The following is a 25,202-nucleotide window of genomic DNA, read 5'->3' as shown; positions in this document are numbered from 1 at the left end:
TTCGAGAGGTCCGCCATGCCCACCCGCTCCCCGCTCGTCTATCGCTACCTGATGGCCGTCGGCCTGCTCGGCATCGTCTATCGCACGCGAGAGGACGCCGACATCGTCAACGACGCCGTCGAGGCGACGCTCAAGCACCCGATGCAGTTCCGCGCGTGCCGCGCGATCGTCACCGGCATGTCCGGCGACGGCAGCCTCGCCAAGAGCGTGCTCGGCGATCACCTGCGCGAGAACCCGGACGACGAGGCCGCGCGTGTCGCGATGGCCGTGTCCCTGATGCTGGCCGGCGACCCCGACGGCCGCGCGGCGCTCGAGAGCGTGCTCGCGACCACCACCAACGACGTGGTGCGACGCGCGGTCAACGGCGTCATGGACTACATGAGCCAGCCAGCCTGATCCGCTTTTCTTCGGCCAGCGTGCAAGACGCCAACCCCGCCGTCCGCGCGCACACGGCCTTATCGACGCGGGTGTCCTTCACCACGAAAGGTCCAACATGGGCATGAACTTTCCTTCCGTCGGCAGCGCACTCGGAATCCAGAACGCGGGCGGCGACACAGGGCAGGCAGCGGCCGAGGCCGGCATGGGCTCGATCCGCGAGATGACGCTGACCCAGATGCGTCTGCAAACCGAGATGGGGATCCTGCAGATGATCGCCAAGCTCAACGAAGCGCTCGCCAAGCTGTTCAAGGCGCTCGGCGACGCAATCAAGAACCTCGCCTGACTTCACCACCGCAACGGAAACCATCATGAGCGTCAACACCAACTATTCCTCCCGGTACGGCGGCTACGACAACTCGTACCCGTCCTACCGCAACCAGCCCAGCCCGCAGAACCAGGGGATGCAGAACTGGGGCGACTTCAAGACCGTCCCGAACGAGCTCGTCAACGTCATTCGCACCCAGGCCGAGCTGATCCAGTCGATGAAGTTCGTGCTCGGCATCGTGCTGAAGGCGCTGAACAACGGCGACATGGGCGCGCTCAGCGGCATGGCGCAGAAGTTCCTGGGCGGCTTCGACAACATGGCGCCCCCGTTCCTCGGCGAGCCGCAGAACGGCGGCGTCCCCGGCCAGAACTACGGCCCGAGCTACCCCGGCCCGAGCTACCCCGGCCCGAACTTCAACGGGTCGAACACGCAAGGCCCGAGCTACCCGGGTTCGAACTACAACGGCTTCACCCCTCCGGGCGATCCGTTCGCGAACCCGCAGCAGGGCGGGATGCCGTGGTTCAACCCGGGCAACTTCAACATGCCGAACTTCGGCTTCCCGAACTTCAATGCCGGCTACACCCCGCCGATGAATTCGGGCCGTCCGCAGGTGATGAACGACGACCGCGCGCTGTCGGTCATCTACAACGCGTTCGACTCCCTGAAGACGCCGGGCGCGCAGAACCTCACCAAGGCGGATCTGGAGCGCGCCGCGCAGAACCCGAATCTCAATCCCGAGATCCGCGAGGCGGCGCGCTACCTGCTCGAGAACCCCAGCATGCTGCGCGCGCTGGACACCGCGCGCCAGGACAACGCCGGCCTGCCGGGCCGGGTCGACAACGAGTACGACCGCGGCGATTTCCTGGTCACGATGAACCGCGACAAGCTCACGGCCGGCGATCGCGCGGCCCTGCAGGTCTTGAAGGCCAACGCCCGCGAGCTGTTCGCGAACGGCGGCACGATGAGCCCCGCGGATCTGCAGCGCATCGCGGACACCGGCGAGATCCGGCCTGGCGTGGCGGCTTCGCCGGAGCTGCGCGAGGCCGCGGGCCGTCTGGTGAAGAACAAGGACCTGATGGACCGCCTCGACTCGGCCGGCTCGCTCTATGGCGGAGCCGCGGGCCCCAACATGAACGGCGTGTTCTCGGAAGGCGACATCGACCGGTTGCTCGGCTCGCCGCTGTCGACGTCCGGCAGCGCGAACCCGGCGAATCCCAAGTCGCCGCGCGAGGCCGTCGGCATCGTGATGAGCAACTTCCTGGCGCTGTTCCCCGACGGCGTGATGAACCGCGGGAAGATCGACGAGAAGCTCAAGGATCCGAACCTGAAGGATCCGCAGCGCGCCGCCCTGCAGATGCTGCTGGACACCCCGGGACTGCTCGACAAGCTCGACAAGGGGCGCGGCGACAAGCCGGACGGCCAGATCCAGATGTCCGGCCTGACGAACTTCCTCGGCAACACGGTGGCCAACGAGCCGGAGAGGGTGAACCTGCAAGGCCTCGCCAAGAACTGGAACGCGATCGTCGGCCAGGGCCAGCCCTTCGACATGACGAAGATCGGCGAATACATCACCAAGGCGGATCAGATGGGCAACAAGGAGGCCGGGGACGCGCTGCGGTTCCTCCAGAGGAACCCGGCGCTGATGGACTCGCTCGACGTCAACCTTGGCGCTGGCTACAACGGCAAGTGGGACACCCCCGACAAGAAGTTCAGCCTGGAGCAGGTGCAGCAACTGCTGAACGCGCGATAACGCAGACGTGCGCGACGGCGCAACCGCGCCGTCGCGCAGTTTCGAAGCGCTCGGAGCATTCAATTGGACGCATACGCAGATTGCCATCGCAGGGAGTTCGTGGCCTGTCTCGTCGAGGTGCTGGGCACCGCGATCGGTCACGAGCGGCTGGACGATGCGGAAGACGTGCTGAAGGCGCTACGCCACCTGCGGCCGCAGCTCGCGGAGCTGGTGGTGTTCGACGCCTGGATCTCGATCCGCCGGCTGGATTGGCTGCAGGCGCTGCGGACGATCCGCGGCGCCGAGGAACGCATCCTCGAGTGGCCGCTCGGCAAGGCGCTGCTGGCGTTCTGCCAGTACGCGACCGGTGACGCCGTCTGGATCTGCACCGCGGACCAGGTGATCAGCGAAAGCGATTCGGCCGAGGCAAAGGACCTGATGCGCCTGCTGCTGGGCGAAAAGGATCCGGACGAGCACGACAGCATCGAGTCGTCGACGACCCAGCCGTCCGAGCCCGGCGAGGCAGCTGCGCCCGACAACCTGCTGGACGAACACGATTGGCGCGTGCTGCGCGCCTGAGAACCTTGATCGAGGAGCCGTCATGATTCCGGAGATCGCCGCCAACCAGATCCTCGAGCGGGCCACCATGGCCCCCGGCCATGCCACCGAAGCGCTGTCGTCGCGCTTCGCGGAGCTGATGGCCCACGAACCGGCGCAGCCGATGCTCGCGCCGGTGGGCTCGCCCAACGTCGCCTCGCACGTGGTCGAGCGCTACGAACTCGGCTTGCGCGACCTGTTCAACGAAGTGCAGTCGTTCTCGGTGCAGGCCCCGCGCATGGACCCGCACGAGCTGGTCGGCCGGCAGATCGAGCTGCAGTACCACATGGCGCAGGTCGCGATGCAGAACAACGGGGTCATCTATGCCGCGCAGAGCAGCAAGAACGGCCTCTCCACCTTGATGAAGAACCAGTGAAGCTGCACGGTCCCTTCGATGAATGCCTTCATGCGACGGCGCGGCCTGGCGGCCGCGGTGGTGGTGGCCGCGCTCCTGTGCGGCTGTAAGACGGAGCTGTTCACCAAGCAGGTCGAGGCCGACGTCAACGTCATGCTCGCCGCGCTGCGCGAGAACGGCGTGCGCGCGAGCAAGGAGTCGCCCGACGGCGGCAAGACCTGGAACCTGATGGTCGAGTCCGACGACATGGTGCGCGCGGTCGCCGTGCTCGAAGCCGTCGGCCTGCCGCAAAAGCGGCACGACTCGCTCGGCCAGATCTTCAAGAAGGACGGCCTGATCTCCACGCCGACCGAGGAGCGCGTGCGCTTCATCCACGGCGTGTCGCAGGAGCTGTCCGAGACGATCTCGCGCATCGACGGCGTCATCTCGGCGCGGGTGCACATCGTGCTGCCGAACAACGATCCGCTGGCCCCGGTGGTCAAGCCGTCGAGCGCCTCGGTGTTCGTCAAGTACCGCCCGCACGCCAACCTCTCGGGGCTGACGCCGGCGATCAAGAACATGGTCGCGCGCAGCGTCGAAGGGCTCAGCTACGACAACGTCTCGATCACGCTGGTGCCGGGCCAGGCGATCGCGCCGGCGCCGCCGCCCGAAGGCGGCATCGGCTGGGGCTGGTACCTGCTCGGCGCGCTGCTGGGCCTCGCCTCGATCGGCGCGGGCGGGCTCACCTGGCTCGCGCTGCGTCGTCCCGAGCGGCTGCCGAAGAAGCTGCGCGACCTGGTGCACGCGTACCGGCAGGTCAAGGCCGGCCCCGCCGCGGCCGCCGCCGAGCCGGCCGAGGCGCGCACCGACGAGTCGCTCGACCCCGCCGGGCAGGGCGCGACGTGAACCCCGCGCAGACCGCCCGGCTGGCCGAGGCCTATCTCGCGCTGGAGCGGCGCCTGAGCGGCTCGCTCGCGTCGATCGATCCCTCCTGGCGCGCCCGCTGGTTCGCCGACGCCGAGCTCGCCGCCTTGCTGAACGACGCCGGCGCGGCGCGCGAGGCGCGCGTCGCGCAGTCGCTTTTCACCCGGATATGCGGCCCGTGGCCGGCGCTCGCGGCGCTGGCGACGCCCGCCGGCGCCTGGAGCCTGCTCGCGCGCGGCGAGCTCCTGCCCAGGCTCGCGGCCCACGCGCTGCTGCAGCGCCCCGGCGTGCTGCGCAGCTGCGTGCAGCGCGCGACCCGGCAGGCGCTCGAGGCCGCTCTCGGAGCGGCCTTCGAGCCGATGTGGCGCGCGGCCGGCGGCGGCGGGCGCGCGGCGCCGGCCTCGCTGGACGTCGGCGCGCCGCTGTTGTGGGCCCGGGTCGGCTATGCCGACATCGAACGCTGCGGTGCCTGGCCCGACCGCAGCCTGCGCCGCCTGGCGCGCCTGTGCCTGCCCGCCGAAACCCCGCGCCGCGAACTGCGGCTCGCGCTCACGGCCGGCCTGCCGCTGGGCGCTTCGCTTCCGCGCTCGCGCGAAGCCTGCGAGCAGGGCATCGCCCGCGTCGAGGGCTGGCTCGGCGCCGACGCCGCGATGGCGGCTTGAGGAGAGCCGATGTTCGTCTGGCTCCGACTCGGCGACACGACGATCGGCGTGCCCGACGGCATCGTGCGGGCGGCCGACGTCGAGCGCTTCGTCTCGCTCGGCGAGCTGCACGACGAATCGGCGCGGCTGTGCGCCGAGCGCCTGGCGCAGGCCGAGGCCGAGGCCGGGCAGCGGCTCGCGCAGGCGGAGGCCGAGGTCGCGCGGCGGCTCGAAGCCGCGAAGGCCGAAGCCGAGCGGCTGGTCGAAGCCGGCCGCAAAGCCGCGCGCAAGGCCTTCGAGCAGGCGCGTGCCGAAGGCTTCGAAGCCGGCCAGCGCGCGGGCTCGGAGGTCTGGCACCGCCACCATCTGAAGAACACGCTGTCGCGCGCGCAGGTGATGGAGAAGATGCAGACGCGGCTGTCGCAGATCGTCACCTCGGCCGTCGAGCGCATCGTGCAGGCCGAGCCGCGCGAGGCGCTCTACGAGCGTGCGGCGAACAACGTCGCGTCGCTGTGCCGCGGCGCGACCGCGATGACCCTGCGCGTCGCCGAGCAGGACGTGCAGCCGGCGCGCGCGGCGCTTGCCTCGCTGCAGCGCCTGCGCGACCAGGGCATCGCGCTCGAACTGGAGATCGACACCTCGCTGAAGGCCGGTGCCTGCATCTTCGAGTCGGATCTCGGGGTGGTGGACGCGAGCCTGGACGTGCAGATCGGTGCGTTGCGCCACGCGATGGAGCGCGCGCTCGGCAAGGCGGCGGTGGCCGACGGCCTGCTGGCAAGCGACGACGAGCCGGACGAGGAACCCGAAGACGCCGACGACGAGCCCAAGGGCGACGGGGCGGAGATGCCGTCGTCGCATGACGATGCACACGGCGGCGAAAGCGACGGCGAGGACGAAACCGAGGACGACGACAGCGACGACGAGGACGGCGACGGAGACGACGACGACGACGACGACGAGGACGAGGACGAGGACGAGGGCGAAGACGAGGGCGAAGACGACGACGACGAGGAGGAGGACGAAGACGAGGACGAGGACGAGGACGAGGACGAGGACGAGGACGAGGACGAGGACGACGACGAGGAGGAGGACGAAGAAGAGGAAGACGAAGAAGAGGAAGAGGAAGAGGAAGAGGAAGAGGAAGAGGAAGAGGAAGAGGAAGAGGAAGAGGAAGAGGAGAGTCGGAACGTCAGGACCGACAAGAACGAAGACGACGAAGCCTCGTCGCGCGAGGACACCGCCACCGACGCGGAGCGCGACGCATGAAGCTCGGGCGGAACGATGGCCTCGGCGCCGTCGAGCGGCTGGCTTCGCTGATGGAGTCCGAGCTCGCGACGACCAAGATGCTCAGGCGCACCGGCAAGGTGGTCGAGGTGATCGGCACGCTGATGCGCGTGGCCGGGCTCGACGCCCAGGTCGGTGAACTGTGCGAACTGCTCGACGAGAGCGGCGAGGTGCTGGAGTCCGCCGAGGTGGTCGGCTTCGCGGGTGGGCGCAGCCTGCTGTCGCCCTTCGGCTCGATCCTCGGCGTGCGGCCGGGCACGCAGGTCGCGGGCTCGGGGAAGATCCTCGCGGTGCCCGTCGGCGACCGCCTGCTCGGCCGCGTGATCGACAGCCTCGGCCGCCCGATCGACGGGCACGGCGCGATCCTCACCGGCGAGAGCCGCCCGGTGTTCGCGCTGCCGCCCAGCCCGATGGAGCGCGCCATGATCGGCCCGCCGCTGCCCACCGGCGTGAAGGCGATCGACGGCCTGATCACGCTCGCCGAAGGCCAGCGCATGGGCATCTTCGCGCCGGCCGGCGTCGGCAAGAGCACGCTGATGGGCATGCTCGCGCGCGGCACGCAATGCGACATCAGCGTGATCGCGCTGATCGGCGAACGCGGCCGCGAGGTGCGCGAGTTCGTCGAGGACATCATGGGCGAGGAGGGCATGGCCCGCTCGGTCGTGGTGTGCGCCACGTCGGACCGCTCGTCGATCGAACGCGCGAAGGCCGCGCACACCGCGACCACGGTGGCCGAGTACTTCCGCGACCGCGGCCTGAAGGTGCTGCTGATGATGGATTCGCTGACGCGCTTCGCGCGCGCGCAGCGCGAGATCGGCCTGGCCGCGGGCGAGCCGCCGGCGCGGCGCGGCTTCCCGCCTTCGGTGTTCGCCGAGATCCCGCGCCTGCTCGAGCGCGCCGGCATGGGCATCCGCGGCTCGATCACCGCGCTCTACACGGTGCTGGCCGAGGACGAGTCGTCCGGCGACCCGATCTCCGAGGAGGTGCGCGGCATCCTCGACGGCCACATGGTGCTCTCGCGCAAGATCGCCGCGCGCAACCAGTACCCGGCGATCGACGTGCTCGGCAGCCTCAGCCGGGTGATGTCGCAGGTGGTCGCGCGCGAGCACCGCGAGGCCGCCGGCAAGCTGCGCAAGCTGATGGCGCGGCACGACGAGCTCGAGCTGCTGATCCAGCTCGGCGAATACAAGCAGGGCGGCGATCCGCTGGCCGACGAGGCGGTCGCCAAGATCGCCGCGATCAAGGACCTGCTCTCGCAGCCGACCGACCATTCGTGGGTGTTCGACGACACGGTCGAGCTGCTCATGCACATCGCACGGTCATGAGGCCCGAGACGCTTTCGGTGCTGGCCGGCATCAAGCGCCGCGGCCTGGCCGCGCTGGAAGACGGCGTGCGCGCCGCCGACGCGCAGCGCGCGGAGGCCGAACAGGCGGCCGAGCAAAGGCGCCGCGAACATGCGCAGAAGCAGGCGGCCGAGCAGGCGATGCGCGATCGCCTGGCCGAGCGCACCGGGGCCGGCCGCGGCTTCCTGCCCAGCGAGATGATCGTGCTCAGCACCCTGGTGACCGACCGATCCGCCGAGACCACGCAGGCGCAGGCCGCGGTCGAACAGTCGCAGCGCGGCGTCCAGGCGGCGCTGGACGCGCTGGTCGAAGCGCGCCGCGTCGTCAAGCGCGCGAACCGTCGCATCGAAGTGATCGAGGAACGCCGCGACGAACTGCTGCGCACGCGCGCCGACGCGGCGCAGGACGAGCAGGACGAAGAGGCGGAAGAGTCCTCCACCGCGCGGCTGCTGCGCGCGCGGGCCGCACCGGAGTCCCCGTGATGGACGCGAGCTTCGATTCGCTGGTGCGGCTGGTCCATTACGCCGAGGACGTGCTGATCCTGATGGCGCTGGTGATGCTGTGCAGTGCCCGGCTGATGGTCGCGATGCTGGTGCTGCCGCCCACCTCGGACCAGGCGCTGACCGGCATGGCGCGCAACGGCCTGCCGCTGTGGGTGGGGCTGTACGTCGCCTACGGCCAGCCGCTCGACTTCATGAAGGAGCTCGACATGCTTTCGTACTCGCTGCTGATTCTGAAGGAGGGCCTGATCGGGCTGCTGCTCGGCTTCGCCGCATCGACGGTGTTCTGGGTCGCCGAGGGGGTGGGTTCGATGATCGACAACATGGCCGGCTTCAACAACGTGCAGCAGTCGAATCCGCTGAGCGGCCAGCAGAGCACGCCGCTGGGCAACCTGCTGTCGCAGCTGTCGATCTGCGCGTTCTTCATGCTGGGCGGGCTGGTCGCGCTGGTCGGCCTGGTGTTCGAGACCTACGCGTGGTGGCCGGTGCGCCAGGCGCTGCCGCAGTGGGGCGACCTGCTGCTGCGCTTCGTGCAGAAGGACGTGGCCGACTACCTCGGCATCGTGACGCGGGTCGCGGCGCCGGCGCTGATCACGCTGGTGCTGATCGACCTCGCCTTCGGGCTGCTCGGCCGCGTGGCCGACAAGCTCGAGCCCAACTCGCTCGCGCAGCCGGTCAAGGGCGCGGTCGCGATGCTGATGATCGCGCTGCTGGTCGGCGTGTTCTTCGAGCAGGCGAAGCCGCAGCTCGCGCTGGTCGACGTGGGGCGCACGCTGAGCGCGTTCTTCGAGGGCGCCGCGCGTTGAGGTCGCGGCGGCCGATCAGCCGCAGCGCTCGATGACGCCGGCCTGGTAGCGCAGCGCCGCGCAGGCGCCCAGCACGATCGCCGCCAGCGCGACGAACGAGCCGATCGACAGCAGCGAGACGCCGCTCAGTCCCTGCCCGATGGAGCAGCCCAGCGCGAGCACGCCGCCGGCGCCCATCAGCGCGCCGCCGACGAGGTGCTGTGCCAGATCGCGCAGGTCGCGGAACGACTCCCAGTGGAATTCGCGCCGCGCGAGCGCGCTGAGCGCGGCACCGCAGGTCGTGCCGACCAGCAGCGCGACGCCGAAGCTGAGCACCGTGCCGCGGTCGGACCACAGCGTCAGCAGGTCCAGCGCGTGCGCGCTCGGCGCGACGAAGCTCAAGGCCTCGGGCCGCTTCGACGCGGTGCCGAGCCAGGCCGGCTCCAGCGTCTCGGGGTGCTCGGCGAGGTGGCCGAGCGCGCCGGTCAGCCACCAGGCGCCGGCGACGATGGCGCCGATCGCGAGGCTCGCGAGCCAGGCCGCAGGGCGGCGGCCGCCGGCGCCGCGCGCGATCCAGGCGAGCACCGGCAAGGCGATCGCCGCGCACAGCGCAACGCGCACGACGTCGATGCCGAAGCCCGACAGGCGCGCGACGGTGCCGGGCAGGTCCTGCGGCCCGGCCAGCATCAGCGCGACCGAATCGAGCCCGTTCGCGCGCGGCGCCGCGAGCACGCCGCGCAGGCTCATCTGCGCGAACAGCCCGACCATCAGCAGCACCACCAGCGCCTTCAGGTTGCCGCTGCCCAGCCGCGTCAGCGCACGTGAAGGGCAGCCGCCGGCCAGCACCATGCCGAAGCCGAACAGCGCACCGCCGAGCGCCTGCGACAGCCAGGGGATGCGCCGCGAGGTGTAGATCGACGACGAAAGATCGACGCCGCCGAAGCCGATCAGCGCCTGCGCGCCGAGCATCGCGACGAGCGCGGCGCCGACCCACATGCGCAGCCGGGTCGCGTCGCCGAAGGTCATCACGTCGGCGATCGCGCCCATCGTGCAGAAGCGCGTCGCCTGCACCAGCGCGCCGAAGGCGAGGCCGAGCGCGGCGCCGCCGAGCAGCACGAGGGTCAAGAGGGTGTCGGGTGCGGCCATCGGGGCCGCAGTGTAGGGAGCGCGTCGACGAGCGCGTGCCCGGGCTCGGCGGCAGGCTCGATGCGCGCCGTGGCGGGCTCGGCCGGCCCGCCGCGGGGCCCGCGCCGCGGATCAGGACGCGAACATCGCGCCGGCCGCGGGGCAGACGCAGGGCACGGCGAAGTCGCGGCCCACCAGCGCACGGGCGAACAGGTAGTTGCCGCGGGCCCGCTCGGGCAGCGCGTCGAGGTCGACCCGGCCCTGCGCGTCGCAGGGGAAAGCCAGCGCGCGGCCCTCGGCGAACAGCGACGCGAAGCGCAGCACGAAGGGGTTGCGGGAGGCTGACGGAGAGGCGTTCATCTCGGGCTCCTGAAACGTGCGCGAGGCGCACGCCGTGATCTCAATGTCGGGCAACGACGGGCCCTCGACCATCGTCTCGACGCTGTACTGTGTGTCGGACCGAAAGGTGAGGCGTGTCCGAAGAACGCCTACACCGCGCGGTCGGGCCGTGACGGGTTTCGCGGCCCTGCACGTTCGCATCGGCAGATGGTGTGCCCGCCGTGAAGCACGTCATGCACCGCCGGTTTCGAACAGGGGAGGCTGCAGCGCGAGCGGCCCCGCCCCCGTGAACGCGGCATGCCGCTCAGGCGGCAGGGCGGGCACCCAGGCGCGCCGAAAGCCGCGCGGCGGTGTCGATCAGCGTGCGCGCGGCGCCGCCGCGGATCGAGGCGTCCAGCGTCGCGCCGGGACCGATCGCGGTGAGGCTCGCGACCATCGTGCCGAAGCCGTCGAACACCGGCGCGGCGATCGCGCTGATGCCGGGGATCGTGCCGTCCTTCAGGCCGGCGAAGCCCTGCTTGCGGATGCGCGCGAGCTCGTCGGCGAGGCCCGCCTCGATGCGGGCCGACGCGCGACCCGTCTCCGCGCGCAGCGCGGCCAGCACGTCCTCGCGCGCGACGAACGCGGCGAACAGCCGGCCCGACGCGGTGCCGAAGACCGAGACCACCGTGCCGTGGCGCATGTTGACGTGCACCGCACTCGGGCCTTCGGCCAGCCGCACGAAGGTCGGCCCGCGGTTGCCCCAGATCGCGAGGCCGACGGTGTGGCCGATCGCCTCGGCCAGCCGCGGCAGCTCGGCGCCGGCGAGCCGGATCGGATCGACCTGCTGCATGCTGATGAGCCCGGCCTGCAGTGCCAGCGGGCCGAGTCCGTAGTGGCCGCTGCCGGCGTCCTGCTGGATCAGGCCGAGCTTGCAGAAGCTCACCAGGTAGGGGTGGGCCTTGGCGGGCGTCATGCCTGCGGCCTGGGCCAAGTCCTTCAGCGGCACCGGCCGCCCCAGGTGCACCAGGCCGACGAGCAGCTGCCCGCCCACCTCGATGCTCTGGATGCCGCGCGAGGCGCGCGGCGCCGGCGCGGCGCCGCGCGCGGGTTTCGCGGCGGCGGCCGGGGACGCGGCGGCGCGTGCCGACCCGCTCATCGAACCTCGTCCATCGGGAAGCTCCGGGTTTTCACTTAAACGAATGCGTTCGACATTAGCAAACCCGCTGACTAAGCTCAAGCGACTTCGTGCACCGCCGAACGCATCCGTCATGAACAAAGCCTTCGCCTCGCAGGCCGACCTGGAGGAAAAGCAGGTCAGCTTCACGAAGCTCTCCGACCATGCCTGGGCCTACACCGCCGAAGGCGACCCGAACACCGGCGTGATCGTCGGCGACGACGCGGTGATGGTCGTCGACACCCAGGCCACGCCGGTGATGGCGCAGGACGTGATCCGCCGCATCCGCGAAGTGACCGACAAGCCGATCAAGTACGTGGTGCTGAGCCACTACCACGCGGTGCGGGTGCTCGGCGCTTCGGGCTACGCGCCCGAGCACGTCATCGCGAGCCGCGACACCTACGACCTCATCGTCGAGCGCGGCGAGCAGGACAAGGCCAGCGAGATCGGCCGCTTCCCGCGCCTGTTCCGCAACGTCGAGTCGGTGCCGGCGGGCCTGACCTGGCCGACCATCACCTTCACCGGCCGCATGTCGATCTGGCTCGGCAAGCTCGAAGTGCAACTGATCCAGCTCGGCCGCGGCCACACGAAGGGCGACACCGTCGCCTGGCTGCCGCAGGAACGCATCCTGTTCTCCGGCGACCTGGTCGAGTTCGGCGCGACGCCGTATGCCGGCGACGCCTACTTCAAGGACTGGCCCGCGACGCTCGACCGCGTCGCCGCGCTCGAGCCGCTGAAGCTGGTGCCGGGCCGTGGCGCGGCGCTGACGACGCCCGGGCTGGTGGCCGAAGGCCTGGCCGGCACGCGCGCCTTCATTGCCGACGTGCACGCGAACGTGCAGGCCGGCGTCGCCGCGGGCAAGGATCTGAACGCGGTCTACCGCGACACCTTCGCGGCGCTGAAGCCGAAGTACGGCCACTGGGTCATCTTCGACCACTGCATGCCCTTCGACGTGACGCGCTGCTACGACGAGGCGACGCAGCACCCCGACCCGCGCATCTGGACCGCCGAGCGCGACGTGGAGATGTGGAGGACGCTCGAGGGATGAACCCGGCGCGGCATCCGGTGGCGGTGGTCGGCGCCGGGCCGGTCGGCCTGAGCCTGGCGATCGACCTCGCCCAGCGCGGTATCCCGGTGCTGTTGCTCGACAAGCACGCCGAGCGCTCGGCGGCCGGCTCGCGCGCGATCTGCTTCGCCAAGCGCACCCTGGAGGTCTTCGACCGGCTCGGCTGCGGCGAAGCGATGGTCGCGAAGGGCGTCTCGTGGCAGGTCGGCCGCGTGTTCTTCCGCGACGAGGAGATCTACCGCTTCGACCTGCAGCCCGAGCCGGGTCACGGCCGCCCGGCTTTCATCAACCTGCAGCAGTACCACGTCGAGGCCTTCCTGCTGGCGCGTGCACAGGCGCTGCCGTCGATCGAGTTGCGCTGGCAGCACGAGGTCGTCGGCGTCGATGCCCGCGACGACGGCGTCTGCATCGACCTGGAAACGCCACGCGGCCGCGAGCAGGTGCAGGCCGACTACCTCTGCGCCTGCGACGGCTCGCGCTCGGCGGTGCGCGCGCTCATCGGCCAGGAGAGCCGGGGCCGCGTCTTCCGCGACCGCTTCCTGATCGCCGACGTACGCATGAAGCTCGCGCAGCCGGCCGAGCGCTGGTTCTGGTTCGATCCGCCGTTTCATCGCAACGGCAGCGTGTTGCTTCACATGCAGCCCGACGGCGTCTGGCGCATCGACTTCCAGCTCGGCTGGGATGCCGATCCCGAAGTGGAGAAGCGGCCGGAGAACATCCTGCCGCGCATCCGCGCGCTGCTCGGCGAGGCGCGCGAGTTCGAGCTGGTCTGGGCCAGCGTCTACACCTTCGCGTGCCAGCGCATGGATCGCTTCCGGCATGGCCGGGTGCTGTTCGCCGGCGATGCGGCGCATGGCGTCTCGCCGTTCGGCGCGCGCGGCGCGAACTCGGGCGTGCAGGACGCGGAGAACCTCGCGTGGAAGCTCGCGGCCGTCGTGCAGGGGCAGGCGAGCGAGGCGCTGCTCGACAGCTACGCCAGCGAACGCGAAGCCGCCGCCGACGAGAACATCCTCCACTCGACCCGCTCGACCGACTTCATCACGCCGAAGAGCGAGGCGAGCCGGCTCTACCGCGACGCGGTGCTGCAGCTCGCGAAGACGCACCCGTTCGCGCGCACGCTGGTCAACAGCGGCCGGCTGTCGCTGCCGGCCACGCTGGACGGGTCGCCACTGAACACGCAGGAGGAGGGCGCCTTCGCCGGGCCGATGCGGCCCGGCGCGCCCTGCTGCGACGCGCCGGTCGAACGCGACGGCGTCCGCGGCTGGCTGCTGCGGCAATTGCGGGGCGGCTTCACGCTGCTGCTCGCGCACGACGGCGGCGCCCGGCGTATCGCGCAGCAGGCGCGCGCGGCGGCGGCCGAGCTGAGCGACATCGAGGTGCTGACCGTCGGCACGGAGGCCGACGCGACGCTGCGCGACATCGACGGTCTCGTCGCGCGCCGCTACGCGCTCGCACCGGGCGCCGCGGTGCTGATCCGTCCCGACCACCACGTCTGCGCCCGCTGGCGCGAACCGACGCCCGCCGGCGTGCGCGACGCGCTCGCACGCGCGCTCGCGCGCGCCTGAACGAGACCGCGATGCCGCTGATCACCACGCCCAACCTCACCGCGCCCGACGACTTCTACGAAGCGCTGATCGACGCGCACCGGGGCCTGAGTGCCGACGCAAGCCGTGCGCTCGACGCACGGCTCGTGCTGCTGCTGGCCAACCACGTGGGCGACCTCGCCGTCCTGCGCGAAGCACTCGTCGCGGCGCGCGGCACGGCGCCTGCCACGAGAGCACCGACATGAACGGCCCGCTGCGCTACCAGTCCGGCTTCGGCAACGAGTTCGCCACCGAGGCCGTCGAAGGCGCGCTGCCGCGTGGGCGCAACAGCCCGCAGCGCGCGCCGTTCGACCTGTACGCGGAGCTCGTCTCGGGCACCGCGTTCACCGCGCCGCGCGCCGAGAACCGGCGCAGCTGGCTGTACCGCAGGCGACCCTCGGTCGTCGCCGCCGCGTACCGGCCCTACGAGCAGCCGCACTGGCTCAGCGGTGCGCAGCAGGCGATGCGAAGCGGCGGCGTGCTGCCGCCCGAGCCGCTGCGCTGGGCGCCGTTCGAGCTGCCGTCCGCGCCGCTCGACTTCGTCGACGGTCTGCGCACGGTGGCGGCGAACGGCGACGTGGAGATGCACACCGGCATCGCGGCGCACGTCTACCTGTTCAACCGGCCGATGGCAAAGCGCGCGCTGGTCAATGCCGACGGCGAGATGCTGCTGGTGCCGCAGCAGGGGCGGCTCGCGATCCGCACCGAGCTCGGCGTGCTGGAGGTGAAGCCGGGCGAGATCGCGCTGCTGCCGCGCGGCATGCTGTTCCGCGTCGACGGCCTCGACGGTCCTTCGCGCGGCTACGTCTGCGAGAACCACGGCGCGCCGTTTCGCCTGCCCGAACTCGGGCCGATCGGCTCGAACGGCCTCGCGAACGCGCGCGACTTCCTCGCGCCGGTCGCCGCCTACGAAGACGCCGCCGACGTTGCGTGCGAAGTCGTCAAGCGCTTCGGCGGCCGCCTGTGGCACACGACGCTCGCGTACTCGCCGTTCGACGTGGTCGCGTGGCACGGCAGCCTCTCGCCGCTGAAGTACGACACCGCGAACTTCATGACGATCGGCTCGATCAGCTTCGACCATCCCGATCCGTCGATCTTCACCGTGCTCACCTCGCCGTCCGACACGCCCGGCACCGCCAACTGCGACTTCGTGATCTTCCCGCCGCGCTGGCTGGTCGCCGAAGACACCTTCCGACCGCCCTGGTACCACCGCAACCTGATGAGCGAGTTCATGGGGCTGGTGCTGGGCCGGTACGACGCCAAGCCCGAAGGCTTCCGGCCGGGCGGCGCATCGCTGCACAACGGCATGGTTCCGCACGGCCCCGACGCGCAGGCCTTCGAGAAAGCCAGCAGCGCGCCGCTCGCGCCGCACAAGCTCGACGACACGCTGGCCTTCATGTTCGAGAGCCGCTATCGATTCATCCCGACCGCGTTCGCGCTGCATGGGGGCTCCCTCGACAGCGCGTACGCCGACTGCTGGGGCGGCCTGCAGGACAAGTTCGTCGAACGCCGAGGGGCGTAGGCGCGCGGCCGGCGCGCCTCGGCCCGATCGCCGTGCGCGAGCCACAGCGCGCGAGCATCGGCAGCTCTTCAGCAGCGCCGCGGGCGCTGCCCCGCGTCAAGCGAAATCGCTCGCCGCACCCCAGGCCAGGGACCATCGCGCCGCGCCGATCACGCCGAAGTCGCCGTGATCGACCAGCCGCACCGGCACCTGCTCGAGGAAGGGCCGCATCACGCCTCGGCGCAGGAAGCGTTCGGCGAAGCGGCTGCGCTTGAGGAAGCCGTCGATCTGCGCGGCGATGCCGCCGGCCAGCACCACGCCGCCGCTGGCGCGCGCGACGGTCGCCAGATCGGCCGCCACGCCGCCGAGCAGCGCGCAGAACATGTCGAGCGCCTCGACGGCCACCGCGTCGTGGCCGGCGATCGCGGCGCGCGTGACCTCGGCGGGCGACTGCAGTGGCGCTTCGGCCGCGTCGAGCCGCGCGATCGCCCGGTACAGGCGCAGCAGCCCCGGACCGCACAGCGCGTGCTCGGCCTCGGCGAAGTCGGCGTCGCGCGCGACCTCGCGCATCACCGCGGCCTCGCGCATCGTGGCCACCGCGAGGCCGGCGTGCCCCGCTTCGGTCGGCAGCACGCGCCGGCGCGGGTCGCGGTCGGTGCCGGGCAGCACGAAGGCGCAACCGAGTCCGGTGCCGGGGCCCATCACGACGATCGGGCCGCCGGGGCTCGCCGGGCGCGGCGGCTCGATCACGCTGCGCAAGGCGGCCGGCTCGAGCGCCGCGACCGCGTGCGCGGCCGCTTCGAAGTCGTTGATGACTTCCACCCGCTGCAAGCCGAGCCGTTCGCGCAGCGGCGCAAGCGGCAGCGGCCAGGGCAGGTTGTCGTTGATCACCGCGTCGTCGTTGAGGTAGCCGGCGCAGGCCAGTGCCGCGTGCCGTACCGGCTGGCCGCCGTGCGCGGCGAAGCGCCCGATGAAGTCGGCCAGGATCTCCGGCAGCCCCGGCCACTCGCGGCCGCGGTAGTGCTCGCTGTGCAGCAGCTCGACGGATCGGCCCGTGCCGGCACGCACGAGGCCGATGCGGGAATGGGTGCCGCCGATGTCGGCGGCGATGAAGGCAGGGGCGAGGTTCATGGCGCGGGCCATGGTAGCGAGCGGCATTGGGCGGCAACATGCCGGCATGGATGCAGCTCAGGCTTTAGACGGCGGCGAGGCGGCCTTCGCGCTGGTCAACGCGCGTGTGCTCACCGAAGACGGCTTGCGCACCGGCCTCGCGGTGGTGGTCCGTGCGGGCCGCATCGCAGCGCTCGTCGGCGACGACGACCCGCGGCTCGCGACCTTGCGGCGCCACGACCTCGCCGGCCGCACGCTGCTGCCCGGCTTCATCGACAGCCAGTGCAACGGCGGCGGCGGCGTGCTGTTCAACGCGGCGCCGACGGTCGAATCGCTGCGCGTCATCGCCGCGGCGCACCGCCGCTTCGGCACCACCGGCTTCGTCGCGACGCTGATCACCGACACGCCCGAGGTGATGCACGCGGCGGCCGATGCGGTGGCCGCGGCGCTCGCCGAGGGCGTGCCCGGCGTGCTCGGCCTGCACCTCGAAGGGCCCTTTCTGCACGGTGCGCGCGCGGGCATCCACGACGGCGCGAAGTTCCGCGTACCCGACCCGCGCGATCTCGCGCTGCTGATGCGCCCCGATCTCGGCGTGCGGATGCTGACGCTGGCGCCCGAGCGAGTGGCGCCGGGCCTGATCGAGCAGCTGACGCGCGCGGGCGTGATCGTCTGCGCCGGCCACACCGCAGGCGACCATGCGACCACGCGGGCGGCGCTCGACGCCGGCCTGCGCGGCTTCACCCACCTGTTCAACGCGATGACGCCGATGGCCGCGCGCGAGCCGGGCGTCGTGGGTGCGGCGCTGGAAGACGCGCGCAGCTGGTGCGGCCTGATCGTCGACGGTCACCACGTGCACCCCGCGGTGCTGCGCATCGCACTGGCCGCGAAGCCGCGCGGCAAGGCCATGCTGGTCACCGACGCGATGCCGCCGGTCGGCGGCGAGCGGCCTGACTTCATGCTCGACGGCCGGCGCATCGTCTGTGCCGACGGTGCCTGCCGCGACGAGGCCGGCACGCTCGCCGGCTCGGCACTCGGCATGGTCGATGCGGTGCGCAACACGGTGCGGCTGCTCGGCGTGCCGCTCGACGAAGCGGCACGGATGGCGAGCCGCTATCCGGCCGAGTTCCTCGGGCTCGCGGCGACACGCGGGCGCATCGCCGTGGGTCTGCAGGCGGATTTCGTCGAGCTCGACGAAGCGCTTGTGGTGCGCGCCACCTGGATCGGCGGCACAAGGGCATAACGCCCCCGGCACGCCTGCGATCAGGCATGCCGCCCGTCCTGCACAAAGGCTGGGCGATTCCGGCCCACCGCGTCCGAATGCCGTGCCAGTGGGTGGCATGAAAGCAACACTTCCGCAGCCGCGGCAGTCCCATCGTCTAAGGGCTGCGCAGTTGTTCAGCCTCGGTATTTCCGCCGCTCCAACGCGGCCTCCGGCAAACCTATGCTGGCCTTCGCGCGTCGGCAACTGCCGATTCCCAGATGGAGGAAAGACGCTCGCATGGACAAGTCCTGGTTCGACCTTGCCGCGACGCAGGGCTTCCTGCCGCATGGGGTTTGCTTCCAGTGGGACAGCGCGCTGCTGACCACGATGGTCGCGGGCAACGCCTTCATCGCGCTGGCGTACTACTCGATTCCCGTCGCGCTGCTGGTGTTCGCCCGGCGCAGGGCCGATCTGCACTTCAAGTGGATCTTTGTCCTCTTCTCCGCGTTCGTGTTCATGTGCGGCACGACGCACGTGATCGACATCGTGACCATCTGGTCGCCGCAATACCGGCTGGAAGCGGTGTTCAAGGCGGCGACCGCGATCATCTCGGTCGTGACGGCGGTGCTTCTGTGGCCGCTCATCCCCCGTGCCCTGCGGCTGCCCAGCACGGCGCAGCTCGAGGCGCTGGTGCGGCGGCTCGAAGGCGAGGTGCAGGAGCGCCGGGCCGCCGAAGCCGAACTCGACCGGCTCAATCGGGAACTGGAGGCCCGTGTGGCCGAGCGCACCCGCGCGCTCGAACTCGAGACCGCCGAGCGCGAGCGCCTGCAGGCGCTCGAGCACGAGCGCGAAGCGCTCGAAGCGGCCAGCCGCTCGAAGAGCGAGTTCCTCTCGCGCGTGAGCCATGAACTGCGCACGCCGCTGAACGGCGTGCTCGGCTTCGGCCAGTTGCTCAAGTCGCAGGCCGACGAACTTTCGCCGCAGCACCGCCAGTGGGTCGACCACGTCGAGCGTTCCGGTTGGCACCTGCTGCGCCTGATCGACGACGTGCTCGACATCTCGCGCCTGGACGCGGGCCGCATGACGCTGGAGCCCGAGAACGTGGACGTGCCGAAGCTGCTGCACGACTGCGAGCTGGAGCTGAAGGCGAACGCGCTCGCGCACGACATCACCATCACCACCACCGTCGAGCCGGCCGCGCGGACATGGCGCGGCGACCTGCGCCGCCTGCGGCAGATCTGCACCAACCTGCTGAGCAACGCGATCAAGTACAACCGACCGCAAGGCGAGGTGCGCATCGAGACCGAACTGTGCGAGGACGGCCGTCTGTGCATCGCGATCCGCGACACCGGCATCGGCATCGACGAACGGCAGCGCGCGCAGCTGTTCCAGCCGTTCAACCGGCTCGGCCGCGAACGCAGCGCCATCCCGGGCACCGGCCTGGGGCTGGTGGTCGTCAAGCAGCTGGTCGAGGCGATGGGCGGCAGCATCGCGGTGGAGAGCCAGCCGGACCGCGGCACCTGCGTTCGGCTCGCGCTGCCGTTCGCGCCGGCCTGAGCCGCCGCGAAGGCTGCGCGGCCTGCCGCCTCAGCGGCTTCACGCCGCGGCGAGCACGCCGCGCAGCACCCGTTCCTCGATCGCCGCCGCGGCAGGCTCGCCGCGCGAGCGCGGCCGCGGCAGCCCGATGCGTTCGTCGAGCACGATGCGGCCCTGGTCGATCGACACCACGCGGTCGGCCAGCGCGACCGCCTCACTGACGTCGTGCGTCACCAGCAGCGCGGTGAAGCCGTGGCGGCGCCAGAGGTTTTCGATGAGGCGGTGCATCTCCAGGCGCGTCAGCGCATCGAGCGCGCCGAGCGGCTCGTCGAGCAGCAGCAGCCGCGGCGCATGGACCAGCGCGCGGGCAAGCGCGACGCGCTGCCGTTGCCCGCCGGAGAGCACCGCGGGCCACTCCCGCGCGCGGTTGGCGAGCCCGACCTGCGCGAGCGCTTCGAGCGCGCGCGCCTTCGCGTCGGCACCGTCGAGCCCGAGCGCGACGTTGTCCACCACGCGCTTCCACGGCAGCAGGCGCGCGTCCTGGAACATCACGCGCACGGCATCGGGTTGGGCGCGATCGCCACGGTCGATCCGACCGTCGTCGAGCGTCTCCAGCCCCGCGACGAGCCGCAGCAGCGTGCTCTTGCCGCAGCCGCTGCGCCCGACGATCGCGACGAACTCGCCGGCGGCGATCTCGAGGTCCAGGCCGCGCAGCACCTCGCGCGCGCCGTAGCGCTTGCCCACGCCGCGCAGCGCGACGGCCGCGCCGCGCTGCGCGTCCGGCGCCACGGCTGTGCCCAGCGGCACCCGGGCTTCGCGCCGTGCCGTCCAGAACTCGGTGACTTCCAGTTCGAGCGTGTTCATGTCGTCGATCCTTCGAGCGGCCACCGGTACCCGGGGTGCCAGCGCAGCCCGGCGCGTTCGAGCCCGCGCGCAAGCACGTCGGCCAGCTTGCCGAGCAGGGCGTACAGCAGGATGCCGACCAGCACCACGTCGGTCTGCAGGAACTCGCGCGCGTTCATCGTCATGTAGCCGATGCCGGCCTGCGCCGAGATGGTCTCGGCCACGATCAGCAGCACCCACATCAGCCCGAGCGCGAAGCGCAGCCCGACCAGGATGTTCGGCAGCGCGCCGGGCAGGATCACGTGGCGGTAGAGCCGCCAGCCACCGAGGCCGTAGCTCCTGGCCATTTCGATCAGCGCCGGATCGACCGCACGGATGCCGTGGAAGGTGTTCAGGTAGACGGGGAAGAACACGCCGAAAGCGACCAGGAAAAGCTTCGCAGCTTCGTCGATGCCGAACCACAGGATCACCAGCGGGATCAGCGCGAGCGGCGGGATGTTGCGCACCATCTGGAGCGTCGAGTCGAGCGCGGTCTCGGCGCGACGGAAGCTGCCGGTGACGAGCCCGAGCACCAGCCCGAGCCCGCCGCCGATCGCAAGGCCGGTGAGCGCGCGCCAGGTGCTGGTGGCGACGTGCTTCTGCATCTCGCCCGACGCCCACAGCGCACCGAAGGCCTTCGCGACGGCCCAGGGCTCGGGAAGGATGCGCGTGGAGAGCCAGCCCGCCTGCGAGGCGAGCTGCCACAGCGCGATGAGGCCGGCCGGCACGGCCCAGGGCAGCAGCTCGCGCGACGTGAGCGGCAGTCGATGTCGAAGCTTCATCGGCGGTCCTCAGCTCGCGGCTTCCTTGAGCGCCGGCCGCGGCCCAGCGGGCGCGCTGCGATCGGCCCGTTGCCCGGGCGGGACGATCCCGTTCGCGACGATCTCGCCGAACGGCCCGCTCAGCACCGGCCGCGCCGCGTCGCTCGACGCGCGCTGCACCGGCAGCAGCGGGAACAGCAGCTCGGCGACGCGGTGCGCCTCTTCCAGGTGCGGGTAGCCGGAAAGGATGAAGTGATCGAGCCCGAGCGCCGCGTACTCCTCGATGCGTTCGGCGACCTGCCGCGCATTGCCGACCAGCGCGGTGCCGGCGCCGCCGCGCACCAGGCCGACGCCGGCCCAGAGGTTGGGCGCGATCTCCAGGCCGTCGCGCACGTTCGCGCGGTTGAAGCGGCCCTTGTTCAGCTCGGCCATGCGGCGCTGGCCGACCGAGTCCATCTGCGCGAAGCGCGACTGCGCGGCGGCGATCGTCGCGTCGCCGAGGTGGCTCAGCAGCTCGCCGGCGGCACGCCAGGCCTCGTCCTCGGTCTCGCGCACGATCACGTGCAGGCGGATGCCGAAGCGCAGCGTGCGGCCGTGCTTCGCGGCGCGCCGCTTCACGTCGGCCACCTTCTCGGCCACCGCGGCCGGCGGCTCGCCCCACGTGAGGTAGGTGTCGAACTGCGCGGCGGCGAGCTCGTGCGCCGCCTCCGACGAGCCGCCGAAGAACAACGGCGGGTAGGGCCGCTGCAGGCCGGGGTAGAGCAGCTTCGCGTCCTTCACCTGCAGGTGCTTGCCGTCGAAGTCGAAGCCGCTTCCTTCATGGCTGCGCGTCATCACCTCGCGCCAGATCGTCATGAACTCGACGCTCTGCTCGTAGCGCTCGGCGTGGTCGAGGAACTGGCCGTCGCCGGCGAGCTCGGCCGCATCGCCGCCGGTCACCAGGTTGATCAGCAGCCGGCCGCCCGAGAGCCGGTCGAAGCTCGCCGCCATGCGCGCGGCGAGCGATGGCGTCACCAGCCCGGGTCGCAACGCGACCAGGAACTTCAGGCGCCGCGTCACTTCGATCAGGCTCGACGCGACCATCCACGGGTCTTCGCAGGAGCGGCCCGTGGGGATCAGCACGCCTTCGTAGCCGAGGCTGTCGGCCGCGACGGCGATCTGCCGGAAGTAATCGAAGCTTACGGCGCGCGCGCCGACGGCACTGCCGAGGAAGCGCGAGTCGCCGTGGGTGGGGATGAACCAGAGGATCTTCATGAGGTGATGGCCTTCGCGAGCTTGGAGGGATCGGACGCCGGCTGCCAGACGATCTCGGCCACCTTCACCGCCTTCGGGATCAGGCCCAGCTCGAAGAAGGCGTCGGCCACGCGCTGCTGTTCGAGCACCAGCGCCGGCGGCACCGGCCCCGTCGCGGCCTTCGGCCGGCGTTCGATGAAGCGGTGGATGGTCGCGAGGCTCAGGCCGGTGAAGCCGGCCAGGATCTGCGCGGCCTCCTTCTTGTTTGCGTGCAGCCAGCGGTCGGACGCGCTGAGTTCGTCGAACAGCGCGAGCAGCGTCGCCGGGTGCTGCCGCGTGAAGGCGCTGGAGGCGAGGTAGAAGCTGTTGTTGCTCGACAGTCCGACGCCGTCGTGCAGCACGCGCGTCTTCACGTCGATTTCCGTGGCGGCGTAGAACGGGTCCCAGATGCCCCAGGCATCGACGCTGTCGCGCTCGAACGCGGCGCGCGCGTCCGACGGCGGCAGGTACATCGGCGTGATGTCGCTCCACGCGAGGCCGGCCTTGCGCAGCGCCGCGACCACCAGGTAGTGCGCGCTCGAGCCGCGTTGCAGCGCCACGCGCTTGCCTTTCAGGTCGGCCAGCGTGCGCAGCGGCGCATCGTGCTTGACGAGGATGGCCGAGCTGCGCGGCTTCGGCGGCTCGGCGCCGACGTAGCGCAGGTCCTTGCCCGCGGCCTGCGCGAAGACCGGCGGCGAATCGCCGGTGAGCCCGATGTCGAGGCTTCCGACCGCCAGCGCTTCGAGGAGCTGCGGCCCCGCCGGGAACTCGATCCACTGCAGCTTCGTGCCGGCGAAGCGCTGTTCGAGCACGCCTTTCTGCTTGAGCAACACGAGGTTGACGGCGCTCTTCTGGAAGCCGATGCGCAGCTGCACCGGCGCCTTCCCCTGTGCGCTGGCGCCGCCCGAAGCGGCCAGCGCGAGTGCCGCGCCGCCGAGCGTGAACGAGCGTCGGTCGATCGTCATCGCGCGCTCCCGCTCAGGGCTTCTGAGCCAGCTTGATCGACGCGGGCAGTGCCTCGGCGATCTTCACGGGCCTGGGGATCAGCTTCAGCTCGAAGAAGGCGTCGGCGATCTTCTGCTGCTCCTGCGCGACCTTTGCCGAGATCGGCTGGATGCCGTAGGCGAAGCGCTGCGCCGAGCGCTCGGTGATGTCGATCGGCAAGCCGATCTGCGGCGCGAGCAGCGCGGCGACCGCCTTCGCGTCCTTCGCGGCCCAGGCGTCGAGCTTCGCAAGCTCCTCGACGATGGCCTCGATCACCTGCGGCCTGCGCTCGCCGTAGCTGCGCGCGGCCAGGTAGAACTGGTGGTTCGCGACGAGGCCCGTGCCGTCGGCCAGCACGCGCGCGCCGAGCTGCGTCTCGGCCGCGGCGAGGAAGGGATCCCAGATCACCCAGGCATCGACGCTGCCGCGCTCGAAGGCGGCGCGCGCATCGGCCGGCGGCAGGAAGACCGTCTGCACGTCGGCATAGCCGAGGCCGGCCTTCTCGAGCGCCTTGACGAGCAGGTAGTGGACGTTCGAGCCCTTGTTGAGCGCGACCTTCTTGCCCTTCAGGTCGGCAACGCGCTTCAGCGGCGAGTCCTTCGCGACGACGATCGCCTCGGCGCTCGGTGCGGGCGGCTGGTTCGCGACGTAGACGATCGGCGCGCCGGCGGCCTGCGCGAAGATCGGCGGCGCCTCCCCGACAGTGCCGAAGTCGATCGAGCCGACGTTCAGGCCTTCGAGCAACTGCGGCCCGGCCGGGAATTCGCTCCATTGCACCGCGATGCCCTGGGCGGCGAGGCGGCGGTCGAGATCGCCGCGTGCCTTCAGCAGCGTCAGCGTGCCGTACTTCTGGTAGCCGATGCGCAGCGTCTCCCTGGCCGCCGCGGCCTGGGCGTGCGCGAGCCCGAAGGGCACGGCCGTCGATGCGGCGAGGGCCAGCGCCAGCAGCAGGCGGCGGCGCTTCGAGGTGGGGGCGAGAGGGTGGGTCATCGGGTCGTCTTTCAAGGCAAAGCAGCGGCTCGCCGCAGCGATGCGCGCGGCTGGATGTGTGGCGTAAAGGGCAGGCGGCGCGTTGCGGCGCCGGGGTTGGCGCGCGCGTCAGGCGCTACATCGCGCCTCGATCACGTCGAGCGCCGGGATGCGCGCCCGCGGCACCACCGCGACCGGGCGCGCTTCGACGCGCGCTGCCCAGGCCTCGGCGGGCTCGAGGAGGTCGGCGACCGCACGGTCGAGCCGCAGGCCGAGCTCGTGCACCGGCCGGTGCGCATCCGCATGCAAGGGCAGCTGCGCGTCGGTGGCGAAGACCGCGGCGCGGATGTCGTGCGCGCCGAGCGCGGCGAGCACCGGCCGCAGCGCGTAGTCGAGCGCCAGCAGATGCGCGAGGCTGCCGCCGCTGGCCAGCGGCACGATGGTCTTGCCGCGCAGCGCGTCTTGCGGCAGCACGTCGAGGAAGGCCTTCAGCAAGCCGCTGTAGGCCGCCTTGTAGATCGGCGTCGCGACGAGAACCAAGCGCGCTTCGCGCAGCGCCGCGATGGCCTCGACGATCGGCGCCGCCGCGGCGTCGCCGGCGAGCAGCGCGGCGGCCGGCAGCTCGCGCAGCACGACGCGCCGGGGCGGCTGCGGCACGTCGAGCGCGGCCGCGAGGCGCCCTTCCATTTCGGCAAGCAGCGCGCCGGAGCGCGAACGGGCCGAAGGGCTGCCGAGCAGGCTGAGGATGCGGGACATGCGGATGCCGATGCGAGTCGAGGAGCCCGCACGATAGGAGCCGCCGCGCCGCCGGCCAACGAAGGCTTTCGAGCTTGGTTAGGCGCGATGTGCGGGGTGGTGGCGGCGAAAGCGGGCATCC

27 protein-coding genes are annotated in these 25,202 nt (G+C 71.3%); 17 read left to right on the top strand and 10 right to left on the bottom strand.

Going from position 1 to position 25,202, the window contains the following annotated elements; all coding sequences use genetic code 11:
- The first annotated feature begins 15 nt into the window (after positions 1 to 15).
- From VFR90_RS10665 to sctT, 11 genes are all read left to right on the top strand, one after another.
- Entirely contained in the window at positions 16 to 396 is a 381-nt protein-coding gene (locus VFR90_RS10665; protein WP_326406112.1) for a hypothetical protein, read from the top strand.
- Positions 397 to 493: 97 nt separating this feature from the next.
- On the top strand, positions 494 to 721 hold the full coding sequence (locus VFR90_RS10660) for a hypothetical protein (RefSeq protein WP_326406111.1): 228 nt from the start codon (positions 494 to 496) through the stop codon (positions 719 to 721).
- Positions 722 to 746: 25 nt separating this feature from the next.
- A complete protein-coding gene (locus VFR90_RS10655; protein WP_326406110.1) occupies positions 747 to 2,453 on the top strand; it encodes a hypothetical protein in 1,707 nt (568 codons plus the stop codon).
- A gap of 63 nt (positions 2,454 to 2,516) precedes the next feature.
- Positions 2,517 to 3,011: an HrpB1 family type III secretion system apparatus protein gene (locus VFR90_RS10650; RefSeq protein WP_326406109.1), complete on the top strand. Its 495-nt coding sequence runs from the start codon at positions 2,517 to 2,519 to the stop codon at positions 3,009 to 3,011.
- A gap of 22 nt (positions 3,012 to 3,033) precedes the next feature.
- On the top strand, positions 3,034 to 3,405 hold the full coding sequence (locus VFR90_RS10645) for a hypothetical protein (RefSeq protein WP_326406108.1): 372 nt from the start codon (positions 3,034 to 3,036) through the stop codon (positions 3,403 to 3,405).
- An 18-nt stretch (positions 3,406 to 3,423) separates the two neighbouring features.
- Complete coding sequence (gene sctJ / locus VFR90_RS10640; protein ID WP_326406107.1) at positions 3,424 to 4,269, top strand: type III secretion system inner membrane ring lipoprotein SctJ; 846 nt, start codon at positions 3,424 to 3,426, stop codon at positions 4,267 to 4,269.
- Positions 4,266 to 4,949 (top strand): type III secretion protein HrpB4, encoded by a 684-nt coding sequence (locus tag VFR90_RS10635; protein ID WP_326406106.1) that lies wholly within the window; start codon positions 4,266 to 4,268, stop codon positions 4,947 to 4,949. The genes sctJ and VFR90_RS10635 overlap by 4 nt, the downstream gene beginning before the upstream one ends.
- A gap of 9 nt (positions 4,950 to 4,958) precedes the next feature.
- The gene (sctL, locus tag VFR90_RS10630; RefSeq protein ID WP_326406105.1) at positions 4,959 to 6,194 is read left to right on the top strand and encodes a type III secretion system stator protein SctL; all 1,236 of its coding nucleotides are present in this window, start codon (positions 4,959 to 4,961) and stop codon (positions 6,192 to 6,194) included.
- Complete coding sequence (gene sctN, locus VFR90_RS10625) at positions 6,191 to 7,537, top strand: type III secretion system ATPase SctN (RefSeq protein WP_326406104.1); 1,347 nt, start codon at positions 6,191 to 6,193, stop codon at positions 7,535 to 7,537. Before sctL ends, sctN begins: the two co-directional genes overlap by 4 nt.
- Complete coding sequence (locus VFR90_RS10620; protein ID WP_326406103.1) at positions 7,534 to 8,037, top strand: hypothetical protein; 504 nt, start codon at positions 7,534 to 7,536, stop codon at positions 8,035 to 8,037. The genes sctN and VFR90_RS10620 overlap by 4 nt, the downstream gene beginning before the upstream one ends.
- Positions 8,037 to 8,861 (top strand): type III secretion system export apparatus subunit SctT, encoded by an 825-nt coding sequence (gene sctT, locus VFR90_RS10615; RefSeq protein ID WP_326406102.1) that lies wholly within the window; start codon positions 8,037 to 8,039, stop codon positions 8,859 to 8,861. Before VFR90_RS10620 ends, sctT begins: the two co-directional genes overlap by 1 nt.
- Before the next feature lie 15 nt (positions 8,862 to 8,876).
- On the opposite strand, the gene VFR90_RS10610 is transcribed toward sctT, so the two are convergent.
- The 3 genes from VFR90_RS10610 to VFR90_RS10600 all read right to left on the bottom strand — a co-directional run bounded on the left by VFR90_RS10610 (position 8,877) and on the right by VFR90_RS10600 (position 11,442).
- Complete coding sequence (locus VFR90_RS10610; RefSeq protein ID WP_326406101.1) at positions 8,877 to 9,986, bottom strand: YeeE/YedE family protein; 1,110 nt, start codon at positions 9,984 to 9,986, stop codon at positions 8,877 to 8,879.
- 111 nt (positions 9,987 to 10,097) lie between these two features.
- A complete protein-coding gene (locus VFR90_RS10605) occupies positions 10,098 to 10,325 on the bottom strand; it encodes a hypothetical protein (protein WP_326406100.1) in 228 nt (75 codons plus the stop codon).
- Between the two features lie 283 nt (positions 10,326 to 10,608).
- Complete coding sequence (locus tag VFR90_RS10600) at positions 10,609 to 11,442, bottom strand: IclR family transcriptional regulator (protein WP_326406099.1); 834 nt, start codon at positions 11,440 to 11,442, stop codon at positions 10,609 to 10,611.
- Positions 11,443 to 11,554: 112 nt separating this feature from the next.
- Between VFR90_RS10600 and VFR90_RS10595 the strand changes: the two genes are divergently transcribed.
- Genes VFR90_RS10595 through hmgA form a run of 4 tightly spaced genes read left to right on the top strand, consistent with a single transcriptional unit; the run spans position 11,555 to position 15,631 of the window.
- Positions 11,555 to 12,508 (top strand): MBL fold metallo-hydrolase, encoded by a 954-nt coding sequence (locus VFR90_RS10595; protein WP_326406098.1) that lies wholly within the window; start codon positions 11,555 to 11,557, stop codon positions 12,506 to 12,508.
- Positions 12,505 to 14,091, top strand: coding sequence for an FAD-dependent oxidoreductase (locus VFR90_RS10590; RefSeq protein WP_326406097.1), 1,587 nt, complete (start codon positions 12,505 to 12,507; stop codon positions 14,089 to 14,091). Before VFR90_RS10595 ends, VFR90_RS10590 begins: the two co-directional genes overlap by 4 nt.
- An 11-nt stretch (positions 14,092 to 14,102) precedes the next feature.
- Complete coding sequence (locus tag VFR90_RS10585; protein WP_326406096.1) at positions 14,103 to 14,315, top strand: DUF2783 domain-containing protein; 213 nt, start codon at positions 14,103 to 14,105, stop codon at positions 14,313 to 14,315.
- Entirely contained in the window at positions 14,312 to 15,631 is a 1,320-nt protein-coding gene (gene hmgA / locus VFR90_RS10580) for a homogentisate 1,2-dioxygenase (protein WP_326406095.1), read from the top strand. Before VFR90_RS10585 ends, hmgA begins: the two co-directional genes overlap by 4 nt.
- Positions 15,632 to 15,727: 96 nt before the next feature.
- Here the strand turns inward: hmgA and VFR90_RS10575 are convergent, their stop codons facing one another.
- A complete protein-coding gene (locus tag VFR90_RS10575; protein WP_326406094.1) occupies positions 15,728 to 16,753 on the bottom strand; it encodes a glucokinase in 1,026 nt (341 codons plus the stop codon).
- Positions 16,754 to 16,787: 34 nt separating this feature from the next.
- Between VFR90_RS10575 and nagA the strand changes: the two genes are divergently transcribed.
- Positions 16,788 to 17,960 carry an N-acetylglucosamine-6-phosphate deacetylase gene (nagA, locus tag VFR90_RS10570; RefSeq protein ID WP_326406093.1) on the top strand — a complete coding sequence of 391 codons (1,173 nt, stop codon included), beginning with the start codon at positions 16,788 to 16,790 and terminating at the stop codon, positions 17,958 to 17,960.
- Positions 17,961 to 18,218: 258 nt separating this feature from the next.
- Positions 18,219 to 19,478 (top strand): sensor histidine kinase, encoded by a 1,260-nt coding sequence (locus tag VFR90_RS10565; RefSeq protein ID WP_326406092.1) that lies wholly within the window; start codon positions 18,219 to 18,221, stop codon positions 19,476 to 19,478.
- Between the two features lie 39 nt (positions 19,479 to 19,517).
- On the opposite strand, the gene VFR90_RS10560 is transcribed toward VFR90_RS10565, so the two are convergent.
- The 6 genes from VFR90_RS10560 to ssuE form a co-directional block, all read right to left on the bottom strand.
- Entirely contained in the window at positions 19,518 to 20,321 is an 804-nt protein-coding gene (locus tag VFR90_RS10560; RefSeq protein ID WP_326406091.1) for an ATP-binding cassette domain-containing protein, read from the bottom strand.
- Positions 20,318 to 21,121 (bottom strand): aliphatic sulfonate ABC transporter permease SsuC, encoded by an 804-nt coding sequence (gene ssuC, locus VFR90_RS10555; RefSeq protein WP_326406090.1) that lies wholly within the window; start codon positions 21,119 to 21,121, stop codon positions 20,318 to 20,320. Before ssuC ends, VFR90_RS10560 begins: the two co-directional genes overlap by 4 nt.
- Before the next feature lie 9 nt (positions 21,122 to 21,130).
- Positions 21,131 to 22,354 (bottom strand): FMNH2-dependent alkanesulfonate monooxygenase, encoded by a 1,224-nt coding sequence (gene ssuD / locus VFR90_RS10550; protein ID WP_326406089.1) that lies wholly within the window; start codon positions 22,352 to 22,354, stop codon positions 21,131 to 21,133.
- Positions 22,351 to 23,337: an aliphatic sulfonate ABC transporter substrate-binding protein gene (locus tag VFR90_RS10545; protein WP_326406088.1), complete on the bottom strand. Its 987-nt coding sequence runs from the start codon at positions 23,335 to 23,337 to the stop codon at positions 22,351 to 22,353. The genes ssuD and VFR90_RS10545 overlap by 4 nt, the downstream gene beginning before the upstream one ends.
- A gap of 13 nt (positions 23,338 to 23,350) precedes the next feature.
- A complete protein-coding gene (locus VFR90_RS10540) occupies positions 23,351 to 24,346 on the bottom strand; it encodes a sulfonate ABC transporter substrate-binding protein (RefSeq protein ID WP_326406087.1) in 996 nt (331 codons plus the stop codon).
- Positions 24,347 to 24,454: 108 nt separating this feature from the next.
- Positions 24,455 to 25,081 (bottom strand): NADPH-dependent FMN reductase, encoded by a 627-nt coding sequence (gene ssuE, locus VFR90_RS10535; RefSeq protein ID WP_326406086.1) that lies wholly within the window; start codon positions 25,079 to 25,081, stop codon positions 24,455 to 24,457.
- Positions 25,082 to 25,202: the final 121 nt, after the last annotated feature.

The organism is Methylibium sp. (assembly GCF_035762065.1).
Lineage (GTDB): Bacteria > Pseudomonadota > Gammaproteobacteria > Burkholderiales > Burkholderiaceae_C > Methylibium.
The sequence above is the reverse complement of the archived record's forward strand: the minus strand, read 5'-3'. Positions and strand labels throughout refer to the sequence as shown.